The organism is Chryseobacterium echinoideorum (assembly GCF_007474535.1).
Taxonomy (GTDB): Bacteria; Bacteroidota; Bacteroidia; order Flavobacteriales; family Weeksellaceae; genus Chryseobacterium; species Chryseobacterium echinoideorum.
The window spans coordinates 97,903-120,347 of sequence record NZ_VKNW01000009.1; the positions used below are offsets into that span (position 1 = coordinate 97,903).

The following is a 22,445-nucleotide window of genomic DNA, read 5'->3' on the forward strand; positions in this document are numbered from 1 at the left end:
TAAAACTTTTCAGCTTTTATTACATTCAGAAATTCTGAATTGCACTATTTTTTCGACAAGATCTAAAGGTAATTCTTCCTCTAAAGGAAACTGCACCGCTCCTTTCGAAAACTTATATTTTCTTTTAAGAAATTCGTTCTCAAAATGGTTTAGTGTTTCTGGTAGCGGATAAAAACCGATGTGTTTTTTATAGGCAGCGAAATAAAGCAGAGGTTTGCTCTTATATTTAAAAGCAGGCATTTGATAGCCAATATATTCCTCAATATCCGGATCTTGAGAGTGGATAGCATTTCTTAAAGTCTCTAATTTTATTTGAACTTCTTCCGGAAACAGAAGAAAGTATTCTTCAAAATTTTTAAATGTATTTTTCATTCATTAAAAATAAAAAAAGCATTGAACTGGACATTCAATGCTTTCACTTTCACTATTACTTTTTTCCCATTTATTCCCGGGAACAGGCTTTAAGAAAAAAGGTCGGGAAAACTTCCCGACCTTTATATTTTTATACTACTCCTTGAGCCAGCATTGCTTCGGCTACTTTTACAAAGCCGGCAATATTTGCACCTTTTACATAGTTTACATAGCCATCTTCCTCTTTACCATAATCTCGGCAAGCTTTATGGATACCGATCATGATTTCTTTCAGTCTAGCGTCTACTTCTTCTGAAGTCCAGTTAAGTCTTATTGAGTTTTGAGTCATCTCTAAACCTGAAGTAGCAACGCCACCGGCATTAGAAGCTTTACCAGGAGAGAATAATACTTTTTTCTCAAGAAAGTAATTGATAGCATCCAGAGTTGAAGGCATATTGGCAGCTTCTGTTACACAAACACATCCGTTATCAACCAAAATTTTAGCATCTTCAAAGTCAAGCTCATTTTGAGTTGCACAAGGAATTGCAACATCACATTTTATTTCCCAAGGACGTTTTCCAGCATGGAATTCAGCTGAAGGATAGTTTTTTGCATAATCTTCCGCTCTGTTATTTCCGGAAGCTCTCAGTTGTAGCAAATATTCAATTTTTTCGCCGTCAATACCATCTTTGTCATATACATAACCGTCTGGTCCTGAAATTGTCACAACCTTTCCTCCCAATTCGTTTACTTTTTTGATTACACCCCAGGCAACATTTCCGAATCCTGAAACTGTAACAATTTTATCCTGAAAAGTCTGTCCGATAGTTTTCAACATTTGTTCTGCAAAGTAGACAACACCGTATCCTGTAGCTTCAGGACGAATTAACGATCCTCCGTAAGCAAGACCTTTACCCGTAAGAACTCCGGTAAACTCGTTTCTGATTTTTTTATACTGACCGAATAAATATCCGATTTCTCTTGCTCCAACACCAATATCTCCGGCAGGTACGTCTGTTTCAGGACCAACATGCTTACATAATTCGGTCATGAATGCCTGACAGAAACGCATTACTTCCATGTCAGATTTTCCTTGCGGATCAAAGTCTGAACCTCCTTTTCCGCCACCCATCGGAAGCGTAGTCAGAGAGTTTTTGAAAACCTGCTCGAAAGCTAAGAATTTCAATACAGAAAGGTTTACGGTAGGATGGAAACGGATGCCTCCTTTGTAAGGGCCGATTGCGGAATTCATCTGTATTCTGAAACCTCTGTTTACCTGAATTTCACCTTTATCATCAACCCATGGAACTCTGAAAATAATAATTCTTTCAGCTTCAGCCATTCTTTCAAGCAGCTTCATGCCTGTATATTCTTTTCTTGTCAAAATAAAAGGGATTACCGTAACGGCAACTTCTTTTACAGCCTGTAAAAATTCCGGTTCATTCGGATTTTTTGCTTCTATTTTTGCAATAAATTCCTGAATTTTCTGGTCAACATTATATTGTTCCATATGAGGTAAGGGTTGAATATTATGTCAACAAATTTAATTTTTTTTTCAAGATTCACAATAGCTGATTTGTTATTTGTTGAAAATTGAATAATAATGCGACATAATATTGTAAGTTTGGTAATTATTGTTTAAATATTATTAAAAATTAAATGTTATTTGTGAAATAATGAAATATTAAGAAATCGTTAATTCTTATAATGCTGTAAATTGTCTCCCTGAAAACGATTTTACTTTGCCTAAAAGCTCCAGTTCAAGAATTATGGGCAAAATTTTGTGTGAAGGAAGACAGTTTTTTTCTGCTAAATCATCCAAACTTATGTGAGGATTTGCTAAAATTGTCTGATATATTTCCTCTTGATTTTCAGTAAGCTGAATCGTAGTTATACTCTGCGGAAAAAGTTCGCCCACAGTTTCTGATGGCTGATGAAAACCTAAAGATTCTATAAGATCCTTAATGGTGGAAATGGCGGTTGCTTTGTGCTGCAATATAAGCTGATTGCATCCTTGGCTGTATTTATCTGTGATTTTGCCGGGAAGTGCGTAAACATCGCGATTATAACCGTTGGCAAATGCTGCTGTACTGACAGAGCCGCCGCCAAATGCTGTTTCTACAACGATGGTAGCGGAGGAAATTCCGGCTACAATCCTGTTTCTTTGGATGAAATTTTCCCGATCTGGTTTCCGGGTTGTGTTAAACTCTGTAAGTAAAGCTCCGTTTTCTTCCAGAATTTTCTCTGAAAGTTTTCTGTTTTTTGAAGGATATAAAGTATGAAATCCGTGAGCTAAAACTGCTGTAGTAGGAATCCCATTTTCCAGAGAATATTCATGCACTTCCTTATCAACACCCAACGCCAAGCCGCTTATTGATTGGTATTTGCTGTGTTTGGTCTCAACAAAAAAATCTTCAATAAATTTTTTTCCGTACGAAGTCATATTTCTTGTTCCTACTATGCTTACACATTGAAGAGTAGACCTAAAACTCCCTTTTTGATATAAAATTGCAGGAGCGTCATCGCATTCATTCAACAGAAACGGAAAGTCTTTCTGGTGTCTTAAATTGATGCGAACATCATTTTTTTCGCAAAATTGTATTTCTTTTTCAGCAAACATCAGATGTTCGGGATTTCCAATGTCTGAAACTGTTTTTTTACCGATCCCATCAGTTTGCGCAAGATCTTTTTTGGAGGTTTCCCAAACTTTTTTTGCACTGCCGAAAGTTCTCACCAATTTGCTGAATATGATATCACCTATGAAACTGCATTGCCTTAAAGCGATAGAATAGAGATGTTCTTCTTTATACATTTGTGTTTTTTATTGTCAAAAATAATCAAATTATTTCTTTCTTAGCTCATCCAAATGATCCCAGATGTCATCTCTTTTTTTATAAGGAAGTTCCAGGAAATCGTCAGGATTATTTTCTTTGTATTCCTGCCATAGTTTATCATCTTTTTCACTATAATAATTTGGAAATTCCCAAATAAATTTTTTCTTTTTCTCTCCTGATTTTTTAAAAATAAAAGCCATGATGCTGCCTATTAAAGCACCAGATAAGTGAGCCTGCCATGAAATTTTGCTCGGAGCATTCATCGTGTAAAACAATTCTTCGGGAAACATTCCCCAAATAAGGCTTCCATAATATAAAACCACGAGAAGCGAAATGGTAAGAAGTTTCATATTCCAACGGAAAACTCCTGCGAAAAAGAGAAAAAACGCAAGCACATAGACCACTCCGCTGGCTCCGATCGTACAGGTGTAGAGATATTCACCAGTAAAAATATCTATCGGAGGAAGAATCCAAAGCAGAAAACCGCTGCTGATCCATCCTAATAAAAAAACTTTGTTAGCAACTTCAGGGTAAAACTGGTATAAAAGAAATAAAAGAAATATTATAGGTATGGAATTACTTACGATATGATCTATATTCCCATGTAAAAGAGGTGAGGTTATGATGCCAAGCAAACCTTCCGGCAACAAAGGAATAACCGCACCGAAACAACTTGAAAAAAAGCCCATACTTTGAAGCAAAAATCCAAACCACATGGCTGCGATCATTATAACCGGAATAATAACCGCTTTTTTATGAATTATATTTTTAATCATATCTGTATGCTGTCAAATCAAAAGCCAAGTATAAATTTCGGTAATTTTGGCGATGATTATTCTCTTGAGTTGCTATTTGAGACAAAAAGTAATAAATTTGGGTTTTAAACCTTAAGAATACTTATTCTTTCTAATTTTAAACTAAGTAAACACACGTCATGAAAAAACTTTTTGTGTTATTTTTATGCTCTGCAATAAGTGCTTCTGCGCAGGTTGTGGTGAATGATTCTTTAGCTGTTGATACTATTAAGAAGCCGAAATACTGGTCTGTTGATGTTAAAAACAGCCTGTTATTTAATCAGGTAGCATTTTCTAACTGGGTAGGAGGCGGAGCCAATAATGTCGGATGGCTTGCCAGTGCTAATTACAATCTTACATACGAAAAAGAACGGGATCTTTGGGAAAATGTAATTATTTTGAATTACGGACAGAATACAACCAAAGGAATCGGAACTAGAAAAACCCAGGATGTTATCAATTTTTCCACCAATTACGGAAGGCAGTTTTCAAAAAGCTGGTATGTTTCAGCGGGAGCAAGTTTACTTTCACAGTTTTCGGGAGGTTTTGAAGATGGCAATAATCCAGAAGCCAAAAAGATTTCAAATTTTATGGCTCCAGGTTATGTGAATGCAGGTATTGGTATAACCTACAGACCTGATGAAAACCTTACAGTTACCTTAAGACCTGTCAACGGAAGATTTACTTTTGTATTGGATAAAGAATTGCAATTGGCAGGAAACTACGGTCTGAAATCCGATGGAGATTTTTTCCTGATGCAGCTTGGTTTTCTGGGTACTGCAATTTACAAAGTAAAACTGATGGAAAATATTGAAATGACCAATACGGCATCTGTGTTTTCCAATTATCTTGAAAACCCGGATCATATGGTTCTTTCATATAATATGCTTCTGAACATGAAGATTAATAAGTATGTTTCTTCAATAATTACTGTAGATCTCATGTACGACCATAACCAGATTCAGAAGACTCAGCTAAAGCAGACGTTAGGAATTGGGTTTGCCTATAATATTGATAACGGAGTAAAACGCTCTAAAAGAAAAGATAATCAATTTTGGCTAAAAAAATAAAAACAATGGGCGGTCACTTTGCGACCGCCCATTGTTTTTATTTCTTGTAAAATTAAAATTCAATATTTACTTCGAGTTTTTCCGTCAGAAGTTTAGAAATTTTTTCTTTCAAAGGTACAATGTCGATATTTTGCATTGCATCATTGGCAAAAGCAAATAATAATAATGCCTGTGCTTCTTTTTTAGAAATTCCTCTTGCTCTTAAATAAAACAAGGCATCTTTATTGAGCTGTCCTACCGTACAGCCGTGAGAACATTTTACATCATCAGCAAAGATTTCGAGCTGGGGCTTCGTGTCAATTTTAGCTCCTTCACTTAATAAAACATTATTATTTTGCTGATATGCATTGGTTTTCTGAGCAATTTTATCTACAAAAACCTTTCCGTTGAATACTCCGTGAGATTGATCTTTAAAAATACCCTTGTAGTTCTGGTAACTTTCACAATTCGGCTGATTATGGTGAACTGCTGTGTGGTGATCTACCAACTGATCTTTACCAATGATGGTGATACCGTTCATGAAAGAATTGATATTCGACCCATTTTGAATAAAATCCAAATTGTTTCTCACGATTTTTCCGCCAAAAGAAAAAGTGTTGACCGTTGTTAAGCTGTCTTTTTCCTGTTTTGCGAAAGTACTGTCAATTAAATAAGAAGTATCGTTATCGTTCTGAACTTTATGCCAGTCTGCTTTTGCATTTGGATACGTGAAAATTTCCGTTACAGAGTTTGTCAACACATACGTGCTGTCAAAATTGTGGTGGCTTTCAATGATTTCCACTTTTGCGCCCTCATCTACAATTAATAAATTTCTTGTGTTGTAGAAAGTGTTTTCTTCCTGATTCTGAGAAATATAAAAAACATGAATTGGTCTTTCAATCACAACATTTTTAGGGACTTTCAAGAAAAAACCATACTTGCAGTAAGCCTGATTTAAATTCGTAAAAGCAGATTTGTCTGAAGCAATTGTATTAAAATACTTGTCAAAAATATCTCTGTGTTTCTCATCATTCAAAGCATAATTGAATGAAAGAAACTCAACATTTTCAATTGAAACTTTTGATAATTCTTTACGAAGTTTACCATTCACAAAAGTAATCCAGTCAAAATGTTCTTCACCCAGATGCAATTCCTCCAATTGCTCTTTGGTGATATTGTGACTTTCCTTCGGGAAAAAGTTGTATTCTTTTTCAGTAATCTCCTTTAGGTTGGTGTATTTATATTCTTCGTCTTTCTTTGTTGGAAAGCCAATCTGAGCAAATTTCTCTAATGCTTCAACTCTTGTTTCATCTAAAAAGCGATGATGGAGTGTGCCAAGAAATTCGCTGTGACTGTTTAAAATTTGTTCGTTTAAACTCATTATATAATTTGAAATTTTAGATTTGAAATTTGAAATTAGGGACGCTGAAATTTATTTCCATTATGATCAATATTTTTAAATATGTCATAAAACTAGAAATCATTTTAGATAAATCCGTAAGATCATTCTTCAAATCAATAAATTCATTTTCGTTAATAAAATTTCTATCAAATGCTCTGATTGCCATTACTGAAGCAGATGAATGGCCGATTTGATTTTTAATATTTTGACTGCAATTTGGGCTTTGAATTAATAAATTAAAAACTTTTTGGCATAAATCTCTTTATTTTTTCCAAATCTCAAGATCTTCAAAACTAGTGATGGTTGCCATAAATTTCAAATCTCAAATAACAATTTCAAACTAGTTTAATAGCCAGTCGTACCCTTTTTCTTCCAGTTCCAAAGCAAGAGATTTGTCACCGGTTTTGATGATTTTCCCATTGGCTAAAACGTGAACGAAGTCAGGTTGAATATAATTCAATAATCTTTGATAATGCGTAATTAAAAGAACTCCATTACCTTCATTTTTAAAAGTATTTACGCCGTCTGCTACAATTCTTAAAGCGTCAATATCCAAGCCTGAATCGGTTTCGTCAAGAATTGCCAATTTCGGATTGAGCATCATCATCTGGAAGATTTCATTTCTTTTCTTCTCACCTCCTGAAAACCCTTCATTCAATGATCTGGAAAGGAAATCTTTTTTGATGCCTAATTTTTCCGACTTTTCACGAATCATTGCCAACATTTCCTTTGCAGGCATTTCATCCAATCCGTTGGCTTTTCTTGTTTCGTTTACTGCAGCTTTAATAAAATTAGTCACAGAAACTCCCGGAATTTCTACGGGATATTGAAAAGAAAGGAAAATTCCTTTGTGGGCTCTTTCTTCAGGAGCGTCTTCAATAATGTTTTCTCCTTCGAAAATGATTTCACCTTCAGTTACTTCGTAATCTTCTTTTCCTGCAATTACAGATGAAAGGGTAGACTTACCGGCACCGTTTGGTCCCATAATGGCGTGGACTTCGCCTGGTTTTATTTCAAGATTGATACCTTTTAAAATTTGTGCGCCATCTTCAATTCTGGCGTGTAAGTTTTTAATATTAAGCATTATATATGTTTAAAACTTTTATAATTTATTTTTGTCATTTCGAAAAAGAAGAAATCTTTTAGTGAGATTCTTCACTCCGCTTTACTTCATTCAGAATGACAAAATAATGTCAGACTTGATGAAATTAAATTTTATCCTACAGAGCCTTCCAAAGAAATTTCTAATAATTTCTGAGCTTCTATAGCAAACTCCATTGGAAGTTTGTTGAGAACCTCTTTGCTAAAACCATTTACAATTAAGGCAATAGCTCTTTCAGTATCAATTCCTCTCTGGTTGCAGTAGAAAATCTGATCTTCTCCGATTTTTGAGGTGGTTGCTTCGTGTTCCAATTGCGCAGTGGGATCTTTGATTTCAATGTAAGGAAACGTATGTGCTCCACATTCGTTACCCATCAATAATGAGTCGCACTGTGAGAAGTTTCTAGCTCCTTTTGCAGAAGGCATTACTTTTACCAATCCTCTATATGAATTTTGAGATTTTCCAGCAGATATTCCTTTAGAAATAATGGTTGATTTTGTATTCTTTCCTATGTGAATCATCTTTGTTCCTGTATCGGCATACTGATGATTATTGGTTACTGCGATAGAGTAGAACTCACCAATAGAGCCATCTCCTTTCAGGATACAAGAAGGGTATTTCCATGTTACTGCAGAGCCTGTTTCAACCTGAGTCCAAGAAATTTTTGCTCTTCTTTCACAAAGTCCTCTTTTGGTCACGAAATTAAAAACACCGCCTTTTCCTTCTTCATTTCCGGGATACCAGTTTTGAACGGTAGAATATTTAATTTCAGCATCATCTAAAGCAATCAACTCCACTACGGCAGCATGAAGCTGATTTTCGTCTCGCGACGGAGCTGTACAACCTTCAAGGTATGAAACGTAACTTCCTTCATCTGCAATTACAAGCGTTCTTTCAAACTGTCCTGTTCCTGCCTGATTGATACGGAAGTATGTGGATAATTCCATCGGACATCTTACCCCTTTTGGAATGTAGCAGAAGCTTCCGTCTGAAAACACTGCCGAATTCAAAGCGGCATAAAAGTTGTCTCCTCTCGGAACTACTTTTCCAAGATATTTCTTAACCAGATCGGGGTGGTTTTTAATTGCTTCTGAAATCGAACAAAAGATAATGCCTTTCTCTGCCAATGTATCCTGAAATGTTGTTTTCACAGAAACAGAATCCATGACGATGTCAACAGCAACTCCGGAAAGTCTTTTTTGCTCTTCAATATTGATTCCTAATTTCTCGAAAGTTTTCAATAATTCAGGATCTACTTCATCCAAACTGTTTAATTCCGGTTTTGTTTTTGGCGCAGCATAATATTTAATCGCCTGAAAATCTGGCTTTTCGTATTTGATGTTTGCCCATTCAGGCTCCACCATTTTCAACCAGATTTTAAAAGATTCCAGACGCCATTCTGTCATCCACTCCGGCTCTTCTTTTTTTGCGGAAATAGCGCGGACGATATCTTCATTTAAACCAGTTGGGAAATCTTCGTAATCAATTTTGGTTTCCCAGCCAAATTCGTATTTTTTATTTTCCAGATCGACTCTAAGGTCGTCTTCAGTATATTTACTCATTTTGATGTTTTTTAGACTTTAGATAGATTGTAGATTTCGCAGAATACTACTTTCCCAATCTGACTCTAATTTCTAATTATAAAGAAAAACTCTCTCCACAACCACACGTTCTGGATGCATTCGGATTATTGAAAACAAATCCTTTTCCATTTAAACCTCCGGAATATTCTAAAATGGTACCTGCCAGATAAAGTATAGATTTTTTTTCGACAACTATTTTAATTCCGTTATCTTCAAAAATCTGATCGGTTTCTTCTTTTTTATTATCAAAACCCAAAACATACTCTAGACCTGAACATCCACCACTTTTTACCCCAACTCTTATATAATCTTCAGCAGGGTTAAAGCCGTCTTCTGTCATCAGCTGAACTGCTTTTACCTTTGCCTGATCTGAAACCTTTATCATTGTATTTATTTAGAATGATTTAATTATGCAAAAATACGAACAATTATTAGGAAATAAAAATTAGCATTTTTATTTTGCCTATATTTATGATTGATAGCTTTAACTTTACGTTTGTTTTAAAATCAAAAGACTAAATAAGTTATATAAATGAAAAAAACAGGATTTGCTGCATTGATACTCATTGTGCAGCTTTCTTTTGCCCAAACCAACAGGTTTGTTTATCAGGTTACAATGAAACCTAATGCGGAAGATAAAAATGATATTAAAATTGAAAATGCATATCTTGATATTGCAGCCGAAAAATCTATGTTCTACTCCGAAAACAGAATAAAAAGAGATTCTGTATTGCGAGCTAATTTCCAAAGTAACGGTGCGAGGGGTTTTAACAGGGAACAAATGCAAAGTCTTAGATCTTCTATTAATTATTCAATCGAGAAAAACAAAAAAGATCAGAAAACAATTTATAAAGACCGTATTGGCAGAGATATTTATTCTTATGAAGAAGAGAGACCTGTAGAGTGGAGAATTTTATCTGAAACTACAAAAATTGGAGATTATAAAGTACAAAAAGCTGAAACTGATTTTGCCGGCAGAAAATGGACGGCTTGGTTTACAACAGATCTTCCGTATCAGGACGGGCCGTATAAATTCAACGGGTTGCCGGGATTGATTGTGAAAGTTGAAGATGCTAAAGGGGATTATTCATTTGATTTGATGAAAAACTATAAAATTTCAGATTTTCCGGAAATGAATCAGTTTGGAAATGTTATTAAAGTGAAACGTAAAGACTACATCAAACAGCAGCAGAAATTTATTTCCGATCCAATGTCATTTATGAGTCAGTCTGCAGGAGGAATAGCTCCGCCAATGAGAGGAGGGGGAAACCGGAATCAAAATCCCGCAGAAATGCGAAAAAGAATGGAGGACAGAATAAAAGAAGAGATAAAAAATAACAGTAATCCTATTGAATTATAATTGTATTAATAAAAAAACCTGTCGAAAAAACGACAGGTTTAATTATTTAGAGTAAGAAAAATCTTATTCTGCTGCAGTAGTTTCTTCGGCTGCTGGAGCTTCTCCTTCTACTTCATCTTCATCGTCATCTTGTGCTGCTGCACCTCCTTTCATTGCGTTTCTAGACATCTTAACAGCTACAACAACTGCGTTGTCAGGATGCATAAAAGAATATCCTTCAGTTTTAATATCGCCAACATAAAGTTTGTTACCAATTTTCAAAGGAGTAACGTCTACCACGATCTCGTCAGGTAAGTTGGCAGGTAAAGCTTTTACTTTCAGTTTTCTAAAAGACTGACGAAGAGCACCACCAGCTACAACACCTTTAGAACGACCAGTGATTCTTACAGGAACTTCCATGATAACAGGCTTGTCGTCTGATAATCTGTAAAAATCTGCGTGAATAATTTTGTCTGTAATCGGGTGAAACTGAATATCCTGAAGAACAGCCGGAATTGTTTGACCATCAACCTCAATAGATACCGTGTGTGCTTCAGGAGTATATACCAAACCTTTGAAAGATTTCTCCGTTGCAGAGAAGTTCAAGGGCTCGCCGCCTCCGTAAACAACACAAGGAACTAATTCAGCATCACGTAAAGCTTTTGTAGACTTTTTGCCCACGCTTTCTCTTTTTGTACCTTGAATTGTAATAGATTTCATTTATAAAAAATTTAAAAAATTGTTTTCAATTTAATTTGCAATAGCCTGTCTTTGAGTTAAATAACAAACTTGCTGCTGATTGATTGGTGCTCGTGCACCATCTTCATCACGTCTGCAAATAATGGGGCGCAAGATAACACTTTTATTTTAGATGACAAAGATGTTTTTACAGGAATTGAGTCAGTTACAATTACTTCCAGTAATTTTGAATTTTGAATGTTATCATAAGCTTTTCCTGAAAGTACTCCGTGAGTTGCCATTGCCCTCACAGATTTTGCTCCTTTTTCTATTAAAATATCTGCAGCTTTACAAAGTGTACCCGCAGTATCAATCATATCATCAATCAGGATGACATTTTTCCCTTCCACATCTCCAATCAGAAACATTTCTTCTACTACATTTGCTTTTTTTCTTTCCTTGTAAGCGATTACAACATCTGCTCCTAAGTGACCGGCATAATTTTTTGCTCTTTTTGCACCTCCCATATCCGGAGACGCAATAGTAAGGTTGTCCAGATTTAAGTCTTTGATGTAATCAACAAAGATTGTAGAAGCATACAAATGATCCACAGGGATTTCAAAGAATCCCTGAATCTGGTCTGCATGCAGATCCATTGTCATAATTCTTGTTGCCCCGGCTGCTGTTAGAAGGTTAGCGACCAATTTTGCCCCGATAGGAGCTCTTGGCTTATCCTTTCTGTCTTGTCTTGCCAGTCCGAAATAAGGAAGTACAACAGTGATACTTTTTGCAGAAGCTCTTTTAGCTGCATCAATCATTAGAAGTAGTTCTAAAAGATTGTCTGCTGGTGGAAACGTAGACCCGATAAGGAATACTCTTCCTCCTCTTACGGATTCGTCCAAAACAGGCTCAAACTCTCCGTCGCTGAACTCCTGAATGATTATTTTTCCTAATTCTTTCCCATAATGCTGGGCGATTTTTTCTGCAAGATCCTTGCTTGTTCTTGTTGAAAACAGATAACTTTGTTGATCAGCCATTTTTACTTTTTAAGATTGTGCAAATTTAAAAAAAAACCACAAGAATCAATCCTGTGGTTTCTAAGTTTTTATATTTCCTGTATTTTATGGGAATGTTACGCCTGAATATTTGTTGGAATCAACCTGTGGTAAAGTAGATTTATACTTCGCATTAATTGACTTAATAAATTCATTGGCAACAATAGCGTATCCTCTGCCTGTAAGGTGAACTCCGTCCAAAGAGAATGCTCCTCCTGTAACAAATGTTGCAGTGTATTTTACTCCGTTCCATACAATTCCTGATTTGGAATTTAGCTCTATCATTTTTGCATTCATGTCTACAAACGCAAGATCTTTAGAATCGGCTAGAGACTTAATCGTTGTGTTATAAGATGCTGTTGCGGCTAAAACTTTCGCTGCTTCCATTTCTGTAAGTACAAGTTTATCTTCCAAAGGAACAGAGGTTCCTCCTCCGGCTTGAGGGTTAAGAACAGCGCTTGCAGTTAATAAAATATAATCCTTTGCAGTGGTTTGTCTATATTTCGGTAATCCGGGAACAGGTGATAAATCTTTATCTACGATAACGGCTCCGTTAGCAACAGCTCCTGCAGTGAATTTTATTAATCTTTTTTGATATTCAGCATCGTTGATGGCGCCTAAAGCTTTTGCCTGTGCTAATCCTGCATTATACGTAGCATATCCTCCATTTAATTGAGAAACCTGTGCTTCTGTAAGGTTGGTGAGAGGCATTGCCGGAACTCTTGTGAAGAAAGGCACATTGGTTACACTTGGGATGTTTGCAATTACTCCTTTTCTTGTAGTTCCTGCAGGAAATAATGTATTGATTAAAGCAGTGTAAGTGCTTGTAAAGCCAACTCCCGCAGTTCCGTCAACTGGTGTAATCGGGTTTGAGCCGTCACCTCCTGAAGTTGCGTATCCTAAAACATCATTTGCGCCTATCCATAAAGATATAAAGGTTGGGTTTTGAGCTAATGCGTCTCCTACTACAGAAGATGTTGAAGGATTAGATGCAAACCTTACAAAATATGGATTAGCGAGACCTAATGAAAGTCCTGCGGGATTTCCATAACCAGGAGCTAATAAATGTGATACTTTTGCTCCCGGAACTCCCATATTTTGGTATGGACCTCCTGAAGAAATATTATCTAGTGCTGCAGCAGGTGAATTGGGAACAGGGCTAAGTGCTCCATTAACCATTTTTAATTCTAATTTGCCAGGAAAACCAGGAATTCCGATAAATCCTCCAACGTTATTAGGCATCATTGGCTGTTTGAACTCACCGCCTCCTGCAAGTTTCATTTGCATCGAAAGCATACTTGGGTAAGATTCCTTTTGTCCATCACTATAAAGGGCGCCATCTCTGTAACCGGAAGTCAATGAGTTTCCTAAAGCGACATATGTTGTAAAATCTGCCTCACCTTTGGTCACAACTACGTCTTGCACATCGGTATCAAAATCTGTTTCGCAGCTCGTTGTGAAAAACAAGGCAGAAACAGCAAGTGTAGATATTATTATTTTTTTCATATTTATTAATTAAAAAGCGTTATAAGATAATCCAAGACCAAAATAGAATGCTTTTGCTTTAGCCTGTCCATAGAAACCAAGGTTAGAATTTTTTACATCTCTCGCCTGCGGCATTGCATAACCTCCTGCAACATCAACTCCGAATTGTTTTAGTTTAAATCCAAGCCCTCCTGTTACAACATAAGTGTTGAATGAAGGAGTTTCCGGAATGAAATTTTCATCAGAATAAGGTGATTCGTCATAATATGCTCCAAGGCGACCGTAGATCATATTGGTAAATGCATATTGTGTTCCCAGTCTGAAAGTTTTTGCATTTCTGAAGTTTTTAGGGGAAACCAAAACTGTAGGATCTGCCTGATTTCCGATAGGTGCATTAGCAAAGTCTAAAGTAAGCTTGCTGTATCTTTGCCATCCGTGGTAGTTAAAATCTGCAGAAATAAGCCATTTAGGAGTAACCTTATAAGTCATACCGATGGTGTATTCTTCTACAAGTGGTAAGGTTGCAGTAAAACTGTCTTTTCCTTCAGCATTAAGACCCAAAAGTCCGTTTACAGTATTTTGAGCAGGGACTCTGAAAGTTGCTGTACCATTTTTAGCTTTCATATCAACAGGAGAACGATAAGCAATACTTACATCAAGCTTAGGGTCGGGTCTGAAATAGAATCCGAAACCATATCCATGTCCGCTTGCTTTATCATCATTAATGTTAACTGTTCCGCTGAATTGAGTGACTGCTTTATCCCAGTCTACTTTTCCTTTGGCGTAAATATAACTTGCCCCGAACGAAAGCCAGTCTGCCATCTTTACGGAAACCATCGGCTGGAAATAAAAACTTTTCAACTCAAGTTTTTGCACAAGCTCTTTACCTTCCCAATCATTTGGATACTGAATTGTACTTCCGAAAGGAGTGGTAAAACTGAAACCAACTGATAAATTTTTAATAGGTCTGTAAGCAATAGCTGCATAAATAGGCGTTCCAAGAGGATTGTCTGTTTCTGTGCTTGTTAAAGTATTCAGGTTTTGAAAAGTTACTTTATTGCTTGCTCCGAAACCTCCTGCAACAATACTTAGTTTTGACGGAATGAATGACATCCCTGCAGGGTTGAAGAACGCTACACTTGCATCTTCAGCATGGGCACTTGTGTGTGCCATTGCCAATTGCTTTACACCTTGCAAAGAAACTCTGAAGCCCCCTGCATAAGATAAAACACCAGCTAATAAAGCGGTTGATATTAATATTTTTTTCATAGACTATTATTATATAAGTCAAATATAAAGTTATTTTGAATACGTCTGTTAATATTTCTTAATATTTTAAACATCGGATTAAAAGAAAGCTATGTTTAAAATAGTATTTTCAATCAAAAATCATGCAATTGTCTGTATTAATGATTGTTATTAATGTTTTTATTACAATAAAAATAGATTTGTTTAATCTTAAACAAAGTAAGAAATTAATATTTAGTACATTTGGAAATGCTATAAAGATAAAAATCAATAAATTTGCAAGATTAAATAAATTATAATATGAGTTGTGGATGTAAAACATCCGGCGATTCTGCACATTCTTGCGGAACAAAATCCGCGAATGGCTGTGAAAGTGTAAATACCTGCGGTAATAGTTATAAATTAAGTGTTTTCGACTGGCTTTCCAATGTACAAAATCCTGCATCGAACAGGTTTGATTTTGTGGAAGTTAGGTTTAAAAATGACAGAAAATTGTTTTATAAAATCGTAAACAATATTCCTTTACATATAGGTAGTGTAGTCACAGTAGAATCGAGTCCCGGACATGATGTGGGCGTAGTAAGTCTCACAGGCGAATTGGTGAAAATCCAAATGAAGAAAAAAAGATTTTCTGAAGAAGGAGCTCCCAAAATATACAGGCTTGCCAACCAAAAAGATATAGAAGTATGGCAGGAGGCAAGAAAAAAAGAGGAAAGTGTGAAAATAGAATCCAGAAAGATTTCGCACAGACTTGGTCTTGAAATGAAGATTACAGATGTGGAATATCAGGGTGATGCTTCTAAGGTTACATTCTATTATACAGCTGATAATCGTGTAGATTTCAGAATGCTGATTAAAGAATTTGCCGGAACTTTCCGTACCAAGATTGATATGAAACAAATAGGTTTCCGGCAGGAAGCGGCTAAAGTAGGTGGGATAGGATCTTGCGGAAGAGAGCTTTGCTGTTCTACATGGCTTACCGATTTCAGATCTGTAAATACAAATGTTGCCCGTTATCAGCAGTTAAGCATCAATCCTCAGAAATTAGCAGGACAATGTGGTAAACTTAAATGTTGTTTAAATTATGAATTAGACAGTTACCTTGATGCATTAAGTGATTTTCCGCCGTCTTCAACTACATTAGATACGGAGAAAGGAAGGGCTTTTTGTATTAAAATTGATGTTTTCAAAAAGAAAATGTGGTTTGCCTACGTAGACAGCTCAATGGCATGGTATGACTTCGATGTTGATTTGGTAAAAAAAATGATCGCAAAAAATAAAAAAGGCGAAAAAACGTTACCTCTTGAAGAATTGAAACAGCCAGACTTTGCCGTTCAGACTGTTGATTTGATTCAGGAAAACAGTGTAGACCGATTTGAGAAGAAAAACAGAGGCTCTAATAGAAACAGAAATCAGAATAAGCCAAACAGCAATAACAATTCTAGAAGAAACAGAAACGAAACGGCAGACAAAAATCTGCGTTCTGAGAAGCTTGATAAAGATGAAAATTCTGTAAGAACAACTCGTCCGTCTAAACCAAATCCAAATTCAAACAATAATCAGAGATCCACAAAACAGCAGCCAAAACCTTCAATTCAAAAGGTGGAGAGCGCTGTAAATGATACTGATAAGAGGCCGCAAAATCAACCCCCTAAAAAGAAGTTTAAAAAGAAATTTCCTCCCAAAAAAGACAATAATGCATAAGATTTCATATTTTGTTTTTCTTATATTTCTAACCGGATGCAATGCTTCTGACGAAAATGTGGTTATGAATCACGTTGATAATAAATGGGATAAAAAGACCTGGCAAAAGTTTAATTTTGAAATTTCGGATCCTCAAAATCCTAAAAATATTATATTTGTTGTAAGAAACAATAATGATTATCCTTACAGCAATATAAGATTTATTGTAAACCTTACCCATACTAAAACCAAAAAAACAGAAACTGATACGCTGAATTATATTTTGGCAAAACCAAATGGCGAATGGTTGGGCACAGGATTTGGCGAAACAAAAGAAGCATTATTTCAGTATAAACTGAACTATAAATTTCAGGAAAAAGGCAATTATGAAATTGCTGTTTCTCAGGCGATGAGAAACGATAACCTTCCGGGAATTGAAGATTTAGGAATAAAAGTAGAAACGGCAAAAACCGTAAGTACAAATGGAACACAACAATCAAAATAAGGGAAGTAAAGGGAAAAAATTTCCGCTTCCTCCTAAAAAAAATCAAAAGAATACAGTCTGGAAAAGATGGGTAAAATTCATCTGGATTGGTCTTATTGCAGTGATTTTAGGAATTTCAGGACTTTTCTTTGCCGTTTCTCAAGGATTTCTTGGCGAAATGCCCGATGTAAAAGAACTTGAAAATCCTGATATTTATGTTGCATCTGAAATTTATTCTGCAGATGGCGTTCTTCTAGGTAAATTCGAGAAAGAAAAAACGCAGCCGATTGAATACAAAAATTTGCCTCCTTATCTTATTTATGCTCTTCAGGCAAAAGAAGATGAACGATTTAAGGAACATTCAGGAATTGATTTAAAATCAATTTTAAGAGCAATAAGATATGGAGGAGAACGTGGTGGTGGATCTACCATTACTCAGCAGCTGGCAAAACTTTTATTTACTAAAGAGCCCTCTAGAAACCCTGTTAAAAGGGCTATTCAGAAGCTTAAAGAATGGGTGGTAGCCGTAAGCTTAGAGAAAAGATATACAAAAGAAGAAATTATCACTCTTTACTTTAATAAATTTGATTTTACGTATAATGCCAACGGCATTGAGATGGCATCCAAAATTTATTTTAACAAATCAACTACTGAGCTTACTTTACCTGAAGCTGCAGTCTTTGTTTCTATGCTGGAAGCTCCTATTGCTAATAATCCGTTAAGAAATCCTGAAAGAGCAAAAAGAAGAAGAGATGTTGTTTTGTCTCAAATGTTAGAAACCGGCTACATAGATCAGCCCACTTACGATAAGGCAGTTTCTACTCCTATTACAACAGATTATCAACCAATTAAAGATATAACTGACGACTATTCTGCCTATTATAAGTTTTATCTTAGAAAAGAAATTGATAATTATCTGAAAGATTACGAAAAGGAAACAGGTAAAAAACTGAATCTTTATAAAGATGGTCTTAAGATTTTTGTCACTTTGGATTCAAAAATGCAGAAATATGCCGAAGAATCTATTAAAGAACATTTAACGGATCTTCAGAAAAGATTTGATGCCGAACAAAGAGGGAGAAAAAACAGACCTTTTTATTATTTGAACGATCAGCAGGTAAATAAAGTGATGATGCAGGCGGTAAAAAGAACGGGTCGTTACAAGCAGCTAAGCAGAGCAGGAATTCCTGAAGATTCCATTTTAATGGAGTTTCATAAGCCTGTAAAAATGACAAGATTCACTTGGTCGGGCGAAGAAGAAGTTGAGATGAGTCCATGGGATTCTATCCGCTATCATAAACAGATTGCTCAGGCGGGATTAATGTCTATGACACCTGGAACAGGCGAAATTAAAGCTTGGGTTGGAGGAATCAACTGGCAGCATTTTCAATATGATCATATCAAACAGGGAAAAAGACAGGTAGGTTCTACCTTCAAACCTTTTGTGTATGCAACTGCGATCATGAAACTAGGATTAACTCCTTGTTCAACAATCTCGAATGCTAGCTATAGAAAAGGAAGTTGGAATGTTGAAGGTTCTGGAGGGATGTTAACACTTAAAAATGCATTAGCACACTCAAAAAACCCTGTTGCAGTGAGGTTAGCTGAAATGGCAGGAACCCAGAGTGTAATACAGACGGCAAGAGATTTAGGAGTAACCGAAGAAATTTCCACAAGTCTACCAATGGCGTTAGGATCTTCAGATATTACAATTTATGAAATGTTGGGAGCTTACAGTACTTTTGCCAATTATGGTAATTACAACAAACCCGAAATGATCTGGAGAATTGAAGATGTAAACGGGAGAGTGATCAAGGAAGTAAACCAGGAGCCTAAAGAAGTCATGAATCCTAATTATGCCTATACGATGATTGAATTAATGAAGGGTGTTGCAGAATTTGGTACTGCATCAGGAGAATTGGGAAGAAGGGGGGTTTCTAAAGCCGTTGAAATTGCAGGAAAAACAGGAACTACCCAGAATAATTCAGATGGTTGGTTTATGGGAATCGTACCAAAACTCGCTACAGGAGCCTGGGTTGGCTGGGAAGACAGAGCGACTCACTTCTACGGAACAGGAGAAGGGCAAGGAGCGAAAATGGCTTTGCCGATTTGGGCAATTTTCATGAAAAAAGTTTGGGCAGACAAAAGCCTTAAGATCTCCCCAGATGATAAGTTTGTGAAACCAAGTGACTGGAAGGATGGCTGTAGTAATCTTCAGGGATTAAGTGGAGGATATGGTGATGAAGGAGGCTTGCAGACTATTGATGATCTCAAAAATCCTAAACCTGCTGATAATATTCCTAAAAGCACCACGAAAAAGGAAGAAAATGTCAATGAAAATCTCAAAACGGGAGAAAATATTGATTTTAATAAATAAAATATTCTTTTATCATTATAAGACCTTTCAATGAAATTGAAAGGTCTTATCTTTTTTTAATTAATACCTTTGAGTTATGAATATTGAAAATATCAGACAGCCATTTATAGAAAAATTTCCCGGAGACTTTTCAGGAAATACCATGCAGAGAAATACTCCCAAAATTTTGTTTGCTACCGTTGCAACAGTTGGTTTTGATCATCCTGAACTTATTGTTTTTAATGAAAAGCTTTCTGAAGAAATAGGATTGGGTAAATTTAACGAAAATGATCTTTATTTTTTAGCCGCAACCCATCTTCCGGATTATATTAAAACTTATTCTACAGCGTATGCCGGACATCAGTTCGGAAACTGGGCAGGTCAGTTGGGAGATGGGCGGGCAATTTTTGCCGGTGAAATAACCAATGATTTTGGAAAAACAACAGAAATACAATGGAAAGGGGCAGGCGCAACACCATATTCTCGTCATGCCGACGGCAGAGCTGTGCTTCGTTCCTCGGTGAGAGAATATCTTATGAGTGAAGCGATGTTTCATTTACAGATTCCTACAACCAGAGCTTTAAGCTTGTGTCTTACCGGTGAAAGTGTTGTGCGTGATATCATGTATAGCGGCAATCCTCAGGAAGAAAAAGGGGCAGTTGTTATAAGAACTGCTGAAAGTTTTCTTCGATTTGGTCATTTTGAATTGATTTCTGCACAAAAAGAATATGATACGCTGAAAAATTTAGCGGATTACACTATTGAAAATTATTTTACTGATATTAAATTATCCAATGAAGATAAATATAAAGAGTTTTTCAATGAAGTGAGCAAAAGAACGGCAGATCTGATGGTGGAATGGTTTCGGGTTGGATTTGTGCATGGGGTTATGAATACTGATAACATGTCGGTTCTGGGTTTAACCATTGATTACGGACCTTTTTCTATGATGGATGAATATGATCTGAATTTTACGCCTAACACGACCGATCTTCCCGGCAGAAGATACGCTTTTGGAAAGCAAGGACAAATATCACAATGGAATTTATGGCAGCTTGCCAATGCTTTATTTCCTTTAATTAAGGATGAAAGATTTTTAGAGGAAGCTCTTAATAATTACGGAACTTACTTTTGGAAAAAACATGATGAAATGCTTTGCAGGAAATTTGGTTTTGACGACCTAAGGAAAGAAGACGAAGAATTCTTTACCAATTGGCAGGGATTAATGCATGAACTGCAGCTAGATTATACTCTTTTTTTTAATGAACTGGAAAAAAGCCATAACGAAGAAGATGTTAATTTTTCGGCCGTTTCCTACAGTATTTTAGATGAAAGTGCAATGAGCAAACTCAATCATTTTATGAGTGCTTACCAAAAAAGACTGTCTGAAAATAATATATCAAGGAGTGAATCTCTGGAATTAATGAAGAAAAGCAATCCCAAATTTATTCTTAGAAATTATCTTTTGTATGAATGTATTGAAGAAATCAACAACGGAAATAATGATATGCTGAAAAAATTAACCCAAGCTTTAGAAAATCCTTATGAAGAAATCTTTCCTGAATTTTCAGTAAAAAGACCTTCCGGATATGATGATGTTTCCGGATGCTCAATGCTGTCATGCAGTTCATGATCGAAAATTACAGTTCCCGCCTCATAGGTGGGTTTTTTATTTTACTTTTGCAAAAATTTTACAAGTGTCTTTCAAATCTAAACTGGCTTCTTTTTTCAAAATTGTTTTTCCTTCTGCATGGGCAGAATTGTTTTTGTTTCTTTTTTTTGTAAGTATTTATGGCATTTTAGGAACTTATCTTGCACAGCATTACAGAATTGTTTTTGATGCAAGAATTCCTTGGGATGCCTATTTCAGTTTTGATAATAAAGCTATTGTAATGACGGGTGGTAGTTTTGAAAGACACCCGCTTTCCTATTATTTTTTTAACTGGATAAGAGAATTGGCTTTTTTCATTTCTGATGGTAAAACAGGCAGCAATTTCAGACTCACTTTAGTCTGGCTCAGTAATTTTACCATAAGTTTAAGTTTAATTCAGATTTTCAAATATTTAAAAAATATAATCGGACTTCCTTTAGGGTTGAATATTTTGATCGTAATTTTCTTTAGTATTTTTTCTACCAACATTCTTTTATCATTTACACCGGAAACTTATACCTATACGTTGTTTCTGCTGGTTTTATTTAATTATTATACTGCGATAAAATTAAAAAAAGATAAAAAAATTGCCGGTTCTGCGACGATTTTGGCAGGAGTTGGTATTGGAGGTCTTACCATCACCAATATTGTGAAAGTGTTTATTCCCGTTGTGTTTGAAAAAGATGTGTTTAGAAGCTGGAAGAAATTTGGAAATGCCGTATTCAGGGTCTTGAGTACAATTATCATTTTTGTTGTGCTTTATCTTTACAGAATTGATTTTAAATACCAGAATATTCTTTCAAAATCCGGCGAGCAATATGAAAAATTTTCCAATGTAAAGTCGGTTCCATTGTGGGATATGATTATATCTTATTTTTTTGGCGGAAATATATTGTTTCCCGGGTTTTTCGTTCGTGAAAAACACAACATGAAGGGGTTTTATTATCAGGCTCTCTTTATGGATGTTTATACTTCTGTCTTTCCATACATTTTTGTGGGATTATTGTTGTGTTTTGTTATTTGGAGCTACTTTAAAAATTTCAAGAATAAACTTGTTCAGATTCTCATGCTTTCTTTGCTGGTCGATGTCCTGATTCATTGTGTTTTTCGTTTCGGATTGCATACATCTTACATTTATGGCGGGCATTTCGTTTTCATTTTTCCTCTAATGTTGGGCTGGCTTTTTTTTGCGTATCGAAAATCACCAAAAACACTTTCATTTTTAACAGTAGTTTTAGGAGTATTTACTGTTTTTCTGCTGCAAAATAATTTCCTAAGAATGCTTGAATTTTTTGACTTTATTAATCAATTTTACAAATAAAAAAGCCGGAAAAATTACTTCCGGCTTATT

At 35.7% G+C, this 22,445-nt stretch carries 19 protein-coding genes; 7 read left to right on the top strand and 12 right to left on the bottom strand.

Annotation, left to right across the window (positions count from 1 at the left end; translation table 11 throughout):
- Positions 1–9: 9 nt before the first annotated feature.
- From FOL89_RS12715 to FOL89_RS12730, 4 genes are all read right to left on the bottom strand, one after another.
- Complete coding sequence (locus FOL89_RS12715) at positions 10–372, bottom strand: iron chaperone (RefSeq protein ID WP_144283173.1); 363 nt, start codon at positions 370–372, stop codon at positions 10–12.
- A 130-nt stretch (positions 373–502) separates the two neighbouring features.
- The gene (gdhA, locus tag FOL89_RS12720; RefSeq protein ID WP_144283174.1) at positions 503–1,861 is read right to left on the bottom strand and encodes an NADP-specific glutamate dehydrogenase; all 1,359 of its coding nucleotides are present in this window, start codon (positions 1,859–1,861) and stop codon (positions 503–505) included.
- A gap of 192 nt (positions 1,862–2,053) precedes the next feature.
- Positions 2,054–3,163: a DNA-processing protein DprA gene (gene dprA, locus FOL89_RS12725; RefSeq protein ID WP_144283175.1), complete on the bottom strand. Its 1,110-nt coding sequence runs from the start codon at positions 3,161–3,163 to the stop codon at positions 2,054–2,056.
- Between the two features lie 30 nt (positions 3,164–3,193).
- Positions 3,194–3,961 carry a rhomboid family intramembrane serine protease gene (locus FOL89_RS12730; RefSeq protein WP_144283176.1) on the bottom strand — a complete coding sequence of 256 codons (768 nt, stop codon included), beginning with the start codon at positions 3,959–3,961 and terminating at the stop codon, positions 3,194–3,196.
- Between the two features lie 158 nt (positions 3,962–4,119).
- On the opposite strand from FOL89_RS12730, the gene FOL89_RS12735 reads away from it, so the two are divergent.
- Positions 4,120–5,049 carry a DUF3078 domain-containing protein gene (locus tag FOL89_RS12735; RefSeq protein ID WP_144283177.1) on the top strand — a complete coding sequence of 310 codons (930 nt, stop codon included), beginning with the start codon at positions 4,120–4,122 and terminating at the stop codon, positions 5,047–5,049.
- A 52-nt stretch (positions 5,050–5,101) separates the two neighbouring features.
- On the opposite strand, the gene sufD is transcribed toward FOL89_RS12735, so the two are convergent.
- From sufD to FOL89_RS12760, 4 genes are all read right to left on the bottom strand, one after another.
- Positions 5,102–6,409, bottom strand: coding sequence for a Fe-S cluster assembly protein SufD (gene sufD, locus FOL89_RS12740; protein ID WP_144283178.1), 1,308 nt, complete (start codon positions 6,407–6,409; stop codon positions 5,102–5,104).
- Positions 6,410–6,770: 361 nt separating this feature from the next.
- On the bottom strand, positions 6,771–7,514 hold the full coding sequence (gene sufC / locus FOL89_RS12750) for a Fe-S cluster assembly ATPase SufC (RefSeq protein ID WP_144283179.1): 744 nt from the start codon (positions 7,512–7,514) through the stop codon (positions 6,771–6,773).
- Between the two features lie 131 nt (positions 7,515–7,645).
- Positions 7,646–9,094, bottom strand: coding sequence for a Fe-S cluster assembly protein SufB (gene sufB, locus FOL89_RS12755; protein ID WP_144283180.1), 1,449 nt, complete (start codon positions 9,092–9,094; stop codon positions 7,646–7,648).
- Between the two features lie 76 nt (positions 9,095–9,170).
- Entirely contained in the window at positions 9,171–9,500 is a 330-nt protein-coding gene (locus FOL89_RS12760) for a HesB/IscA family protein (protein WP_144283181.1), read from the bottom strand.
- Positions 9,501–9,647: 147 nt separating this feature from the next.
- Between FOL89_RS12760 and FOL89_RS12765 the strand changes: the two genes are divergently transcribed.
- Positions 9,648–10,475, top strand: coding sequence for a GLPGLI family protein (locus FOL89_RS12765; protein ID WP_144283182.1), 828 nt, complete (start codon positions 9,648–9,650; stop codon positions 10,473–10,475).
- A 63-nt stretch (positions 10,476–10,538) separates the two neighbouring features.
- On the opposite strand, the gene FOL89_RS12770 is transcribed toward FOL89_RS12765, so the two are convergent.
- From FOL89_RS12770 to FOL89_RS12785, 4 genes are all read right to left on the bottom strand, one after another.
- Positions 10,539–11,174 carry a 50S ribosomal protein L25/general stress protein Ctc gene (locus tag FOL89_RS12770; RefSeq protein WP_144283183.1) on the bottom strand — a complete coding sequence of 212 codons (636 nt, stop codon included), beginning with the start codon at positions 11,172–11,174 and terminating at the stop codon, positions 10,539–10,541.
- 56 nt (positions 11,175–11,230) lie between these two features.
- Positions 11,231–12,169, bottom strand: coding sequence for a ribose-phosphate pyrophosphokinase (locus FOL89_RS12775; protein WP_144283184.1), 939 nt, complete (start codon positions 12,167–12,169; stop codon positions 11,231–11,233).
- Positions 12,170–12,253: 84 nt separating this feature from the next.
- Positions 12,254–13,693: an SGNH/GDSL hydrolase family protein gene (locus FOL89_RS12780; protein ID WP_144283185.1), complete on the bottom strand. Its 1,440-nt coding sequence runs from the start codon at positions 13,691–13,693 to the stop codon at positions 12,254–12,256.
- Between the two features lie 9 nt (positions 13,694–13,702).
- A complete protein-coding gene (locus FOL89_RS12785) occupies positions 13,703–14,941 on the bottom strand; it encodes an OmpP1/FadL family transporter (RefSeq protein ID WP_144283186.1) in 1,239 nt (412 codons plus the stop codon).
- Positions 14,942–15,220: 279 nt separating this feature from the next.
- On the opposite strand from FOL89_RS12785, the gene FOL89_RS12790 reads away from it, so the two are divergent.
- The 5 genes from FOL89_RS12790 to FOL89_RS12810 all read left to right on the top strand — a co-directional run bounded on the left by FOL89_RS12790 (position 15,221) and on the right by FOL89_RS12810 (position 22,415).
- Complete coding sequence (locus tag FOL89_RS12790) at positions 15,221–16,624, top strand: PSP1 domain-containing protein (RefSeq protein WP_144283187.1); 1,404 nt, start codon at positions 15,221–15,223, stop codon at positions 16,622–16,624.
- Positions 16,617–17,108 carry a gliding motility lipoprotein GldH gene (locus tag FOL89_RS12795; protein ID WP_144283188.1) on the top strand — a complete coding sequence of 164 codons (492 nt, stop codon included), beginning with the start codon at positions 16,617–16,619 and terminating at the stop codon, positions 17,106–17,108. Before FOL89_RS12790 ends, FOL89_RS12795 begins: the two co-directional genes overlap by 8 nt.
- Entirely contained in the window at positions 17,086–19,464 is a 2,379-nt protein-coding gene (locus tag FOL89_RS12800; RefSeq protein ID WP_144283189.1) for a penicillin-binding protein 1A, read from the top strand. Before FOL89_RS12795 ends, FOL89_RS12800 begins: the two co-directional genes overlap by 23 nt.
- A 76-nt stretch (positions 19,465–19,540) precedes the next feature.
- A complete protein-coding gene (locus FOL89_RS12805; RefSeq protein WP_144283190.1) occupies positions 19,541–21,076 on the top strand; it encodes a protein adenylyltransferase SelO in 1,536 nt (511 codons plus the stop codon).
- A 64-nt stretch (positions 21,077–21,140) separates the two neighbouring features.
- Entirely contained in the window at positions 21,141–22,415 is a 1,275-nt protein-coding gene (locus tag FOL89_RS12810) for a DUF6080 domain-containing protein (RefSeq protein ID WP_144283191.1), read from the top strand.
- The last annotated feature ends 30 nt before the right edge of the window (positions 22,416–22,445 follow it).

Excerpts from the sequence above, each read along its gene's own strand:
- FOL89_RS12715 (WP_144283173.1), bottom strand. The coding sequence starts at position 372 with ATGAAAAATACATTTAAAAATTTTGAAGAATACTTTCTTCTGTTTCCG.
- gdhA (WP_144283174.1), bottom strand. The coding sequence starts at position 1,861 with ATGGAACAATATAATGTTGACCAGAAAATTCAGGAATTTATTGCAAAA.
- dprA (WP_144283175.1), bottom strand. The coding sequence starts at position 3,163 with ATGTATAAAGAAGAACATCTCTATTCTATCGCTTTAAGGCAATGCAGT.
- FOL89_RS12730 (WP_144283176.1), bottom strand. The coding sequence starts at position 3,961 with ATGATTAAAAATATAATTCATAAAAAAGCGGTTATTATTCCGGTTATA.
- FOL89_RS12735 (WP_144283177.1), top strand. The coding sequence starts at position 4,120 with ATGAAAAAACTTTTTGTGTTATTTTTATGCTCTGCAATAAGTGCTTCT.
- sufD (WP_144283178.1), bottom strand. The coding sequence starts at position 6,409 with ATGAGTTTAAACGAACAAATTTTAAACAGTCACAGCGAATTTCTTGGC.
- sufC (WP_144283179.1), bottom strand. The coding sequence starts at position 7,514 with ATGCTTAATATTAAAAACTTACACGCCAGAATTGAAGATGGCGCACAA.
- sufB (WP_144283180.1), bottom strand. The coding sequence starts at position 9,094 with ATGAGTAAATATACTGAAGACGACCTTAGAGTCGATCTGGAAAATAAA.
- FOL89_RS12760 (WP_144283181.1), bottom strand. The coding sequence starts at position 9,500 with ATGATAAAGGTTTCAGATCAGGCAAAGGTAAAAGCAGTTCAGCTGATG.
- FOL89_RS12765 (WP_144283182.1), top strand. The coding sequence starts at position 9,648 with ATGAAAAAAACAGGATTTGCTGCATTGATACTCATTGTGCAGCTTTCT.
- FOL89_RS12770 (WP_144283183.1), bottom strand. The coding sequence starts at position 11,174 with ATGAAATCTATTACAATTCAAGGTACAAAAAGAGAAAGCGTGGGCAAA.
- FOL89_RS12775 (WP_144283184.1), bottom strand. The coding sequence starts at position 12,169 with ATGGCTGATCAACAAAGTTATCTGTTTTCAACAAGAACAAGCAAGGAT.
- FOL89_RS12780 (WP_144283185.1), bottom strand. The coding sequence starts at position 13,693 with ATGAAAAAAATAATAATATCTACACTTGCTGTTTCTGCCTTGTTTTTC.
- FOL89_RS12785 (WP_144283186.1), bottom strand. The coding sequence starts at position 14,941 with ATGAAAAAAATATTAATATCAACCGCTTTATTAGCTGGTGTTTTATCT.
- FOL89_RS12790 (WP_144283187.1), top strand. The coding sequence starts at position 15,221 with ATGAGTTGTGGATGTAAAACATCCGGCGATTCTGCACATTCTTGCGGA.
- FOL89_RS12795 (WP_144283188.1), top strand. The coding sequence starts at position 16,617 with ATGCATAAGATTTCATATTTTGTTTTTCTTATATTTCTAACCGGATGC.
- FOL89_RS12800 (WP_144283189.1), top strand. The coding sequence starts at position 17,086 with ATGGAACACAACAATCAAAATAAGGGAAGTAAAGGGAAAAAATTTCCG.
- FOL89_RS12805 (WP_144283190.1), top strand. The coding sequence starts at position 19,541 with ATGAATATTGAAAATATCAGACAGCCATTTATAGAAAAATTTCCCGGA.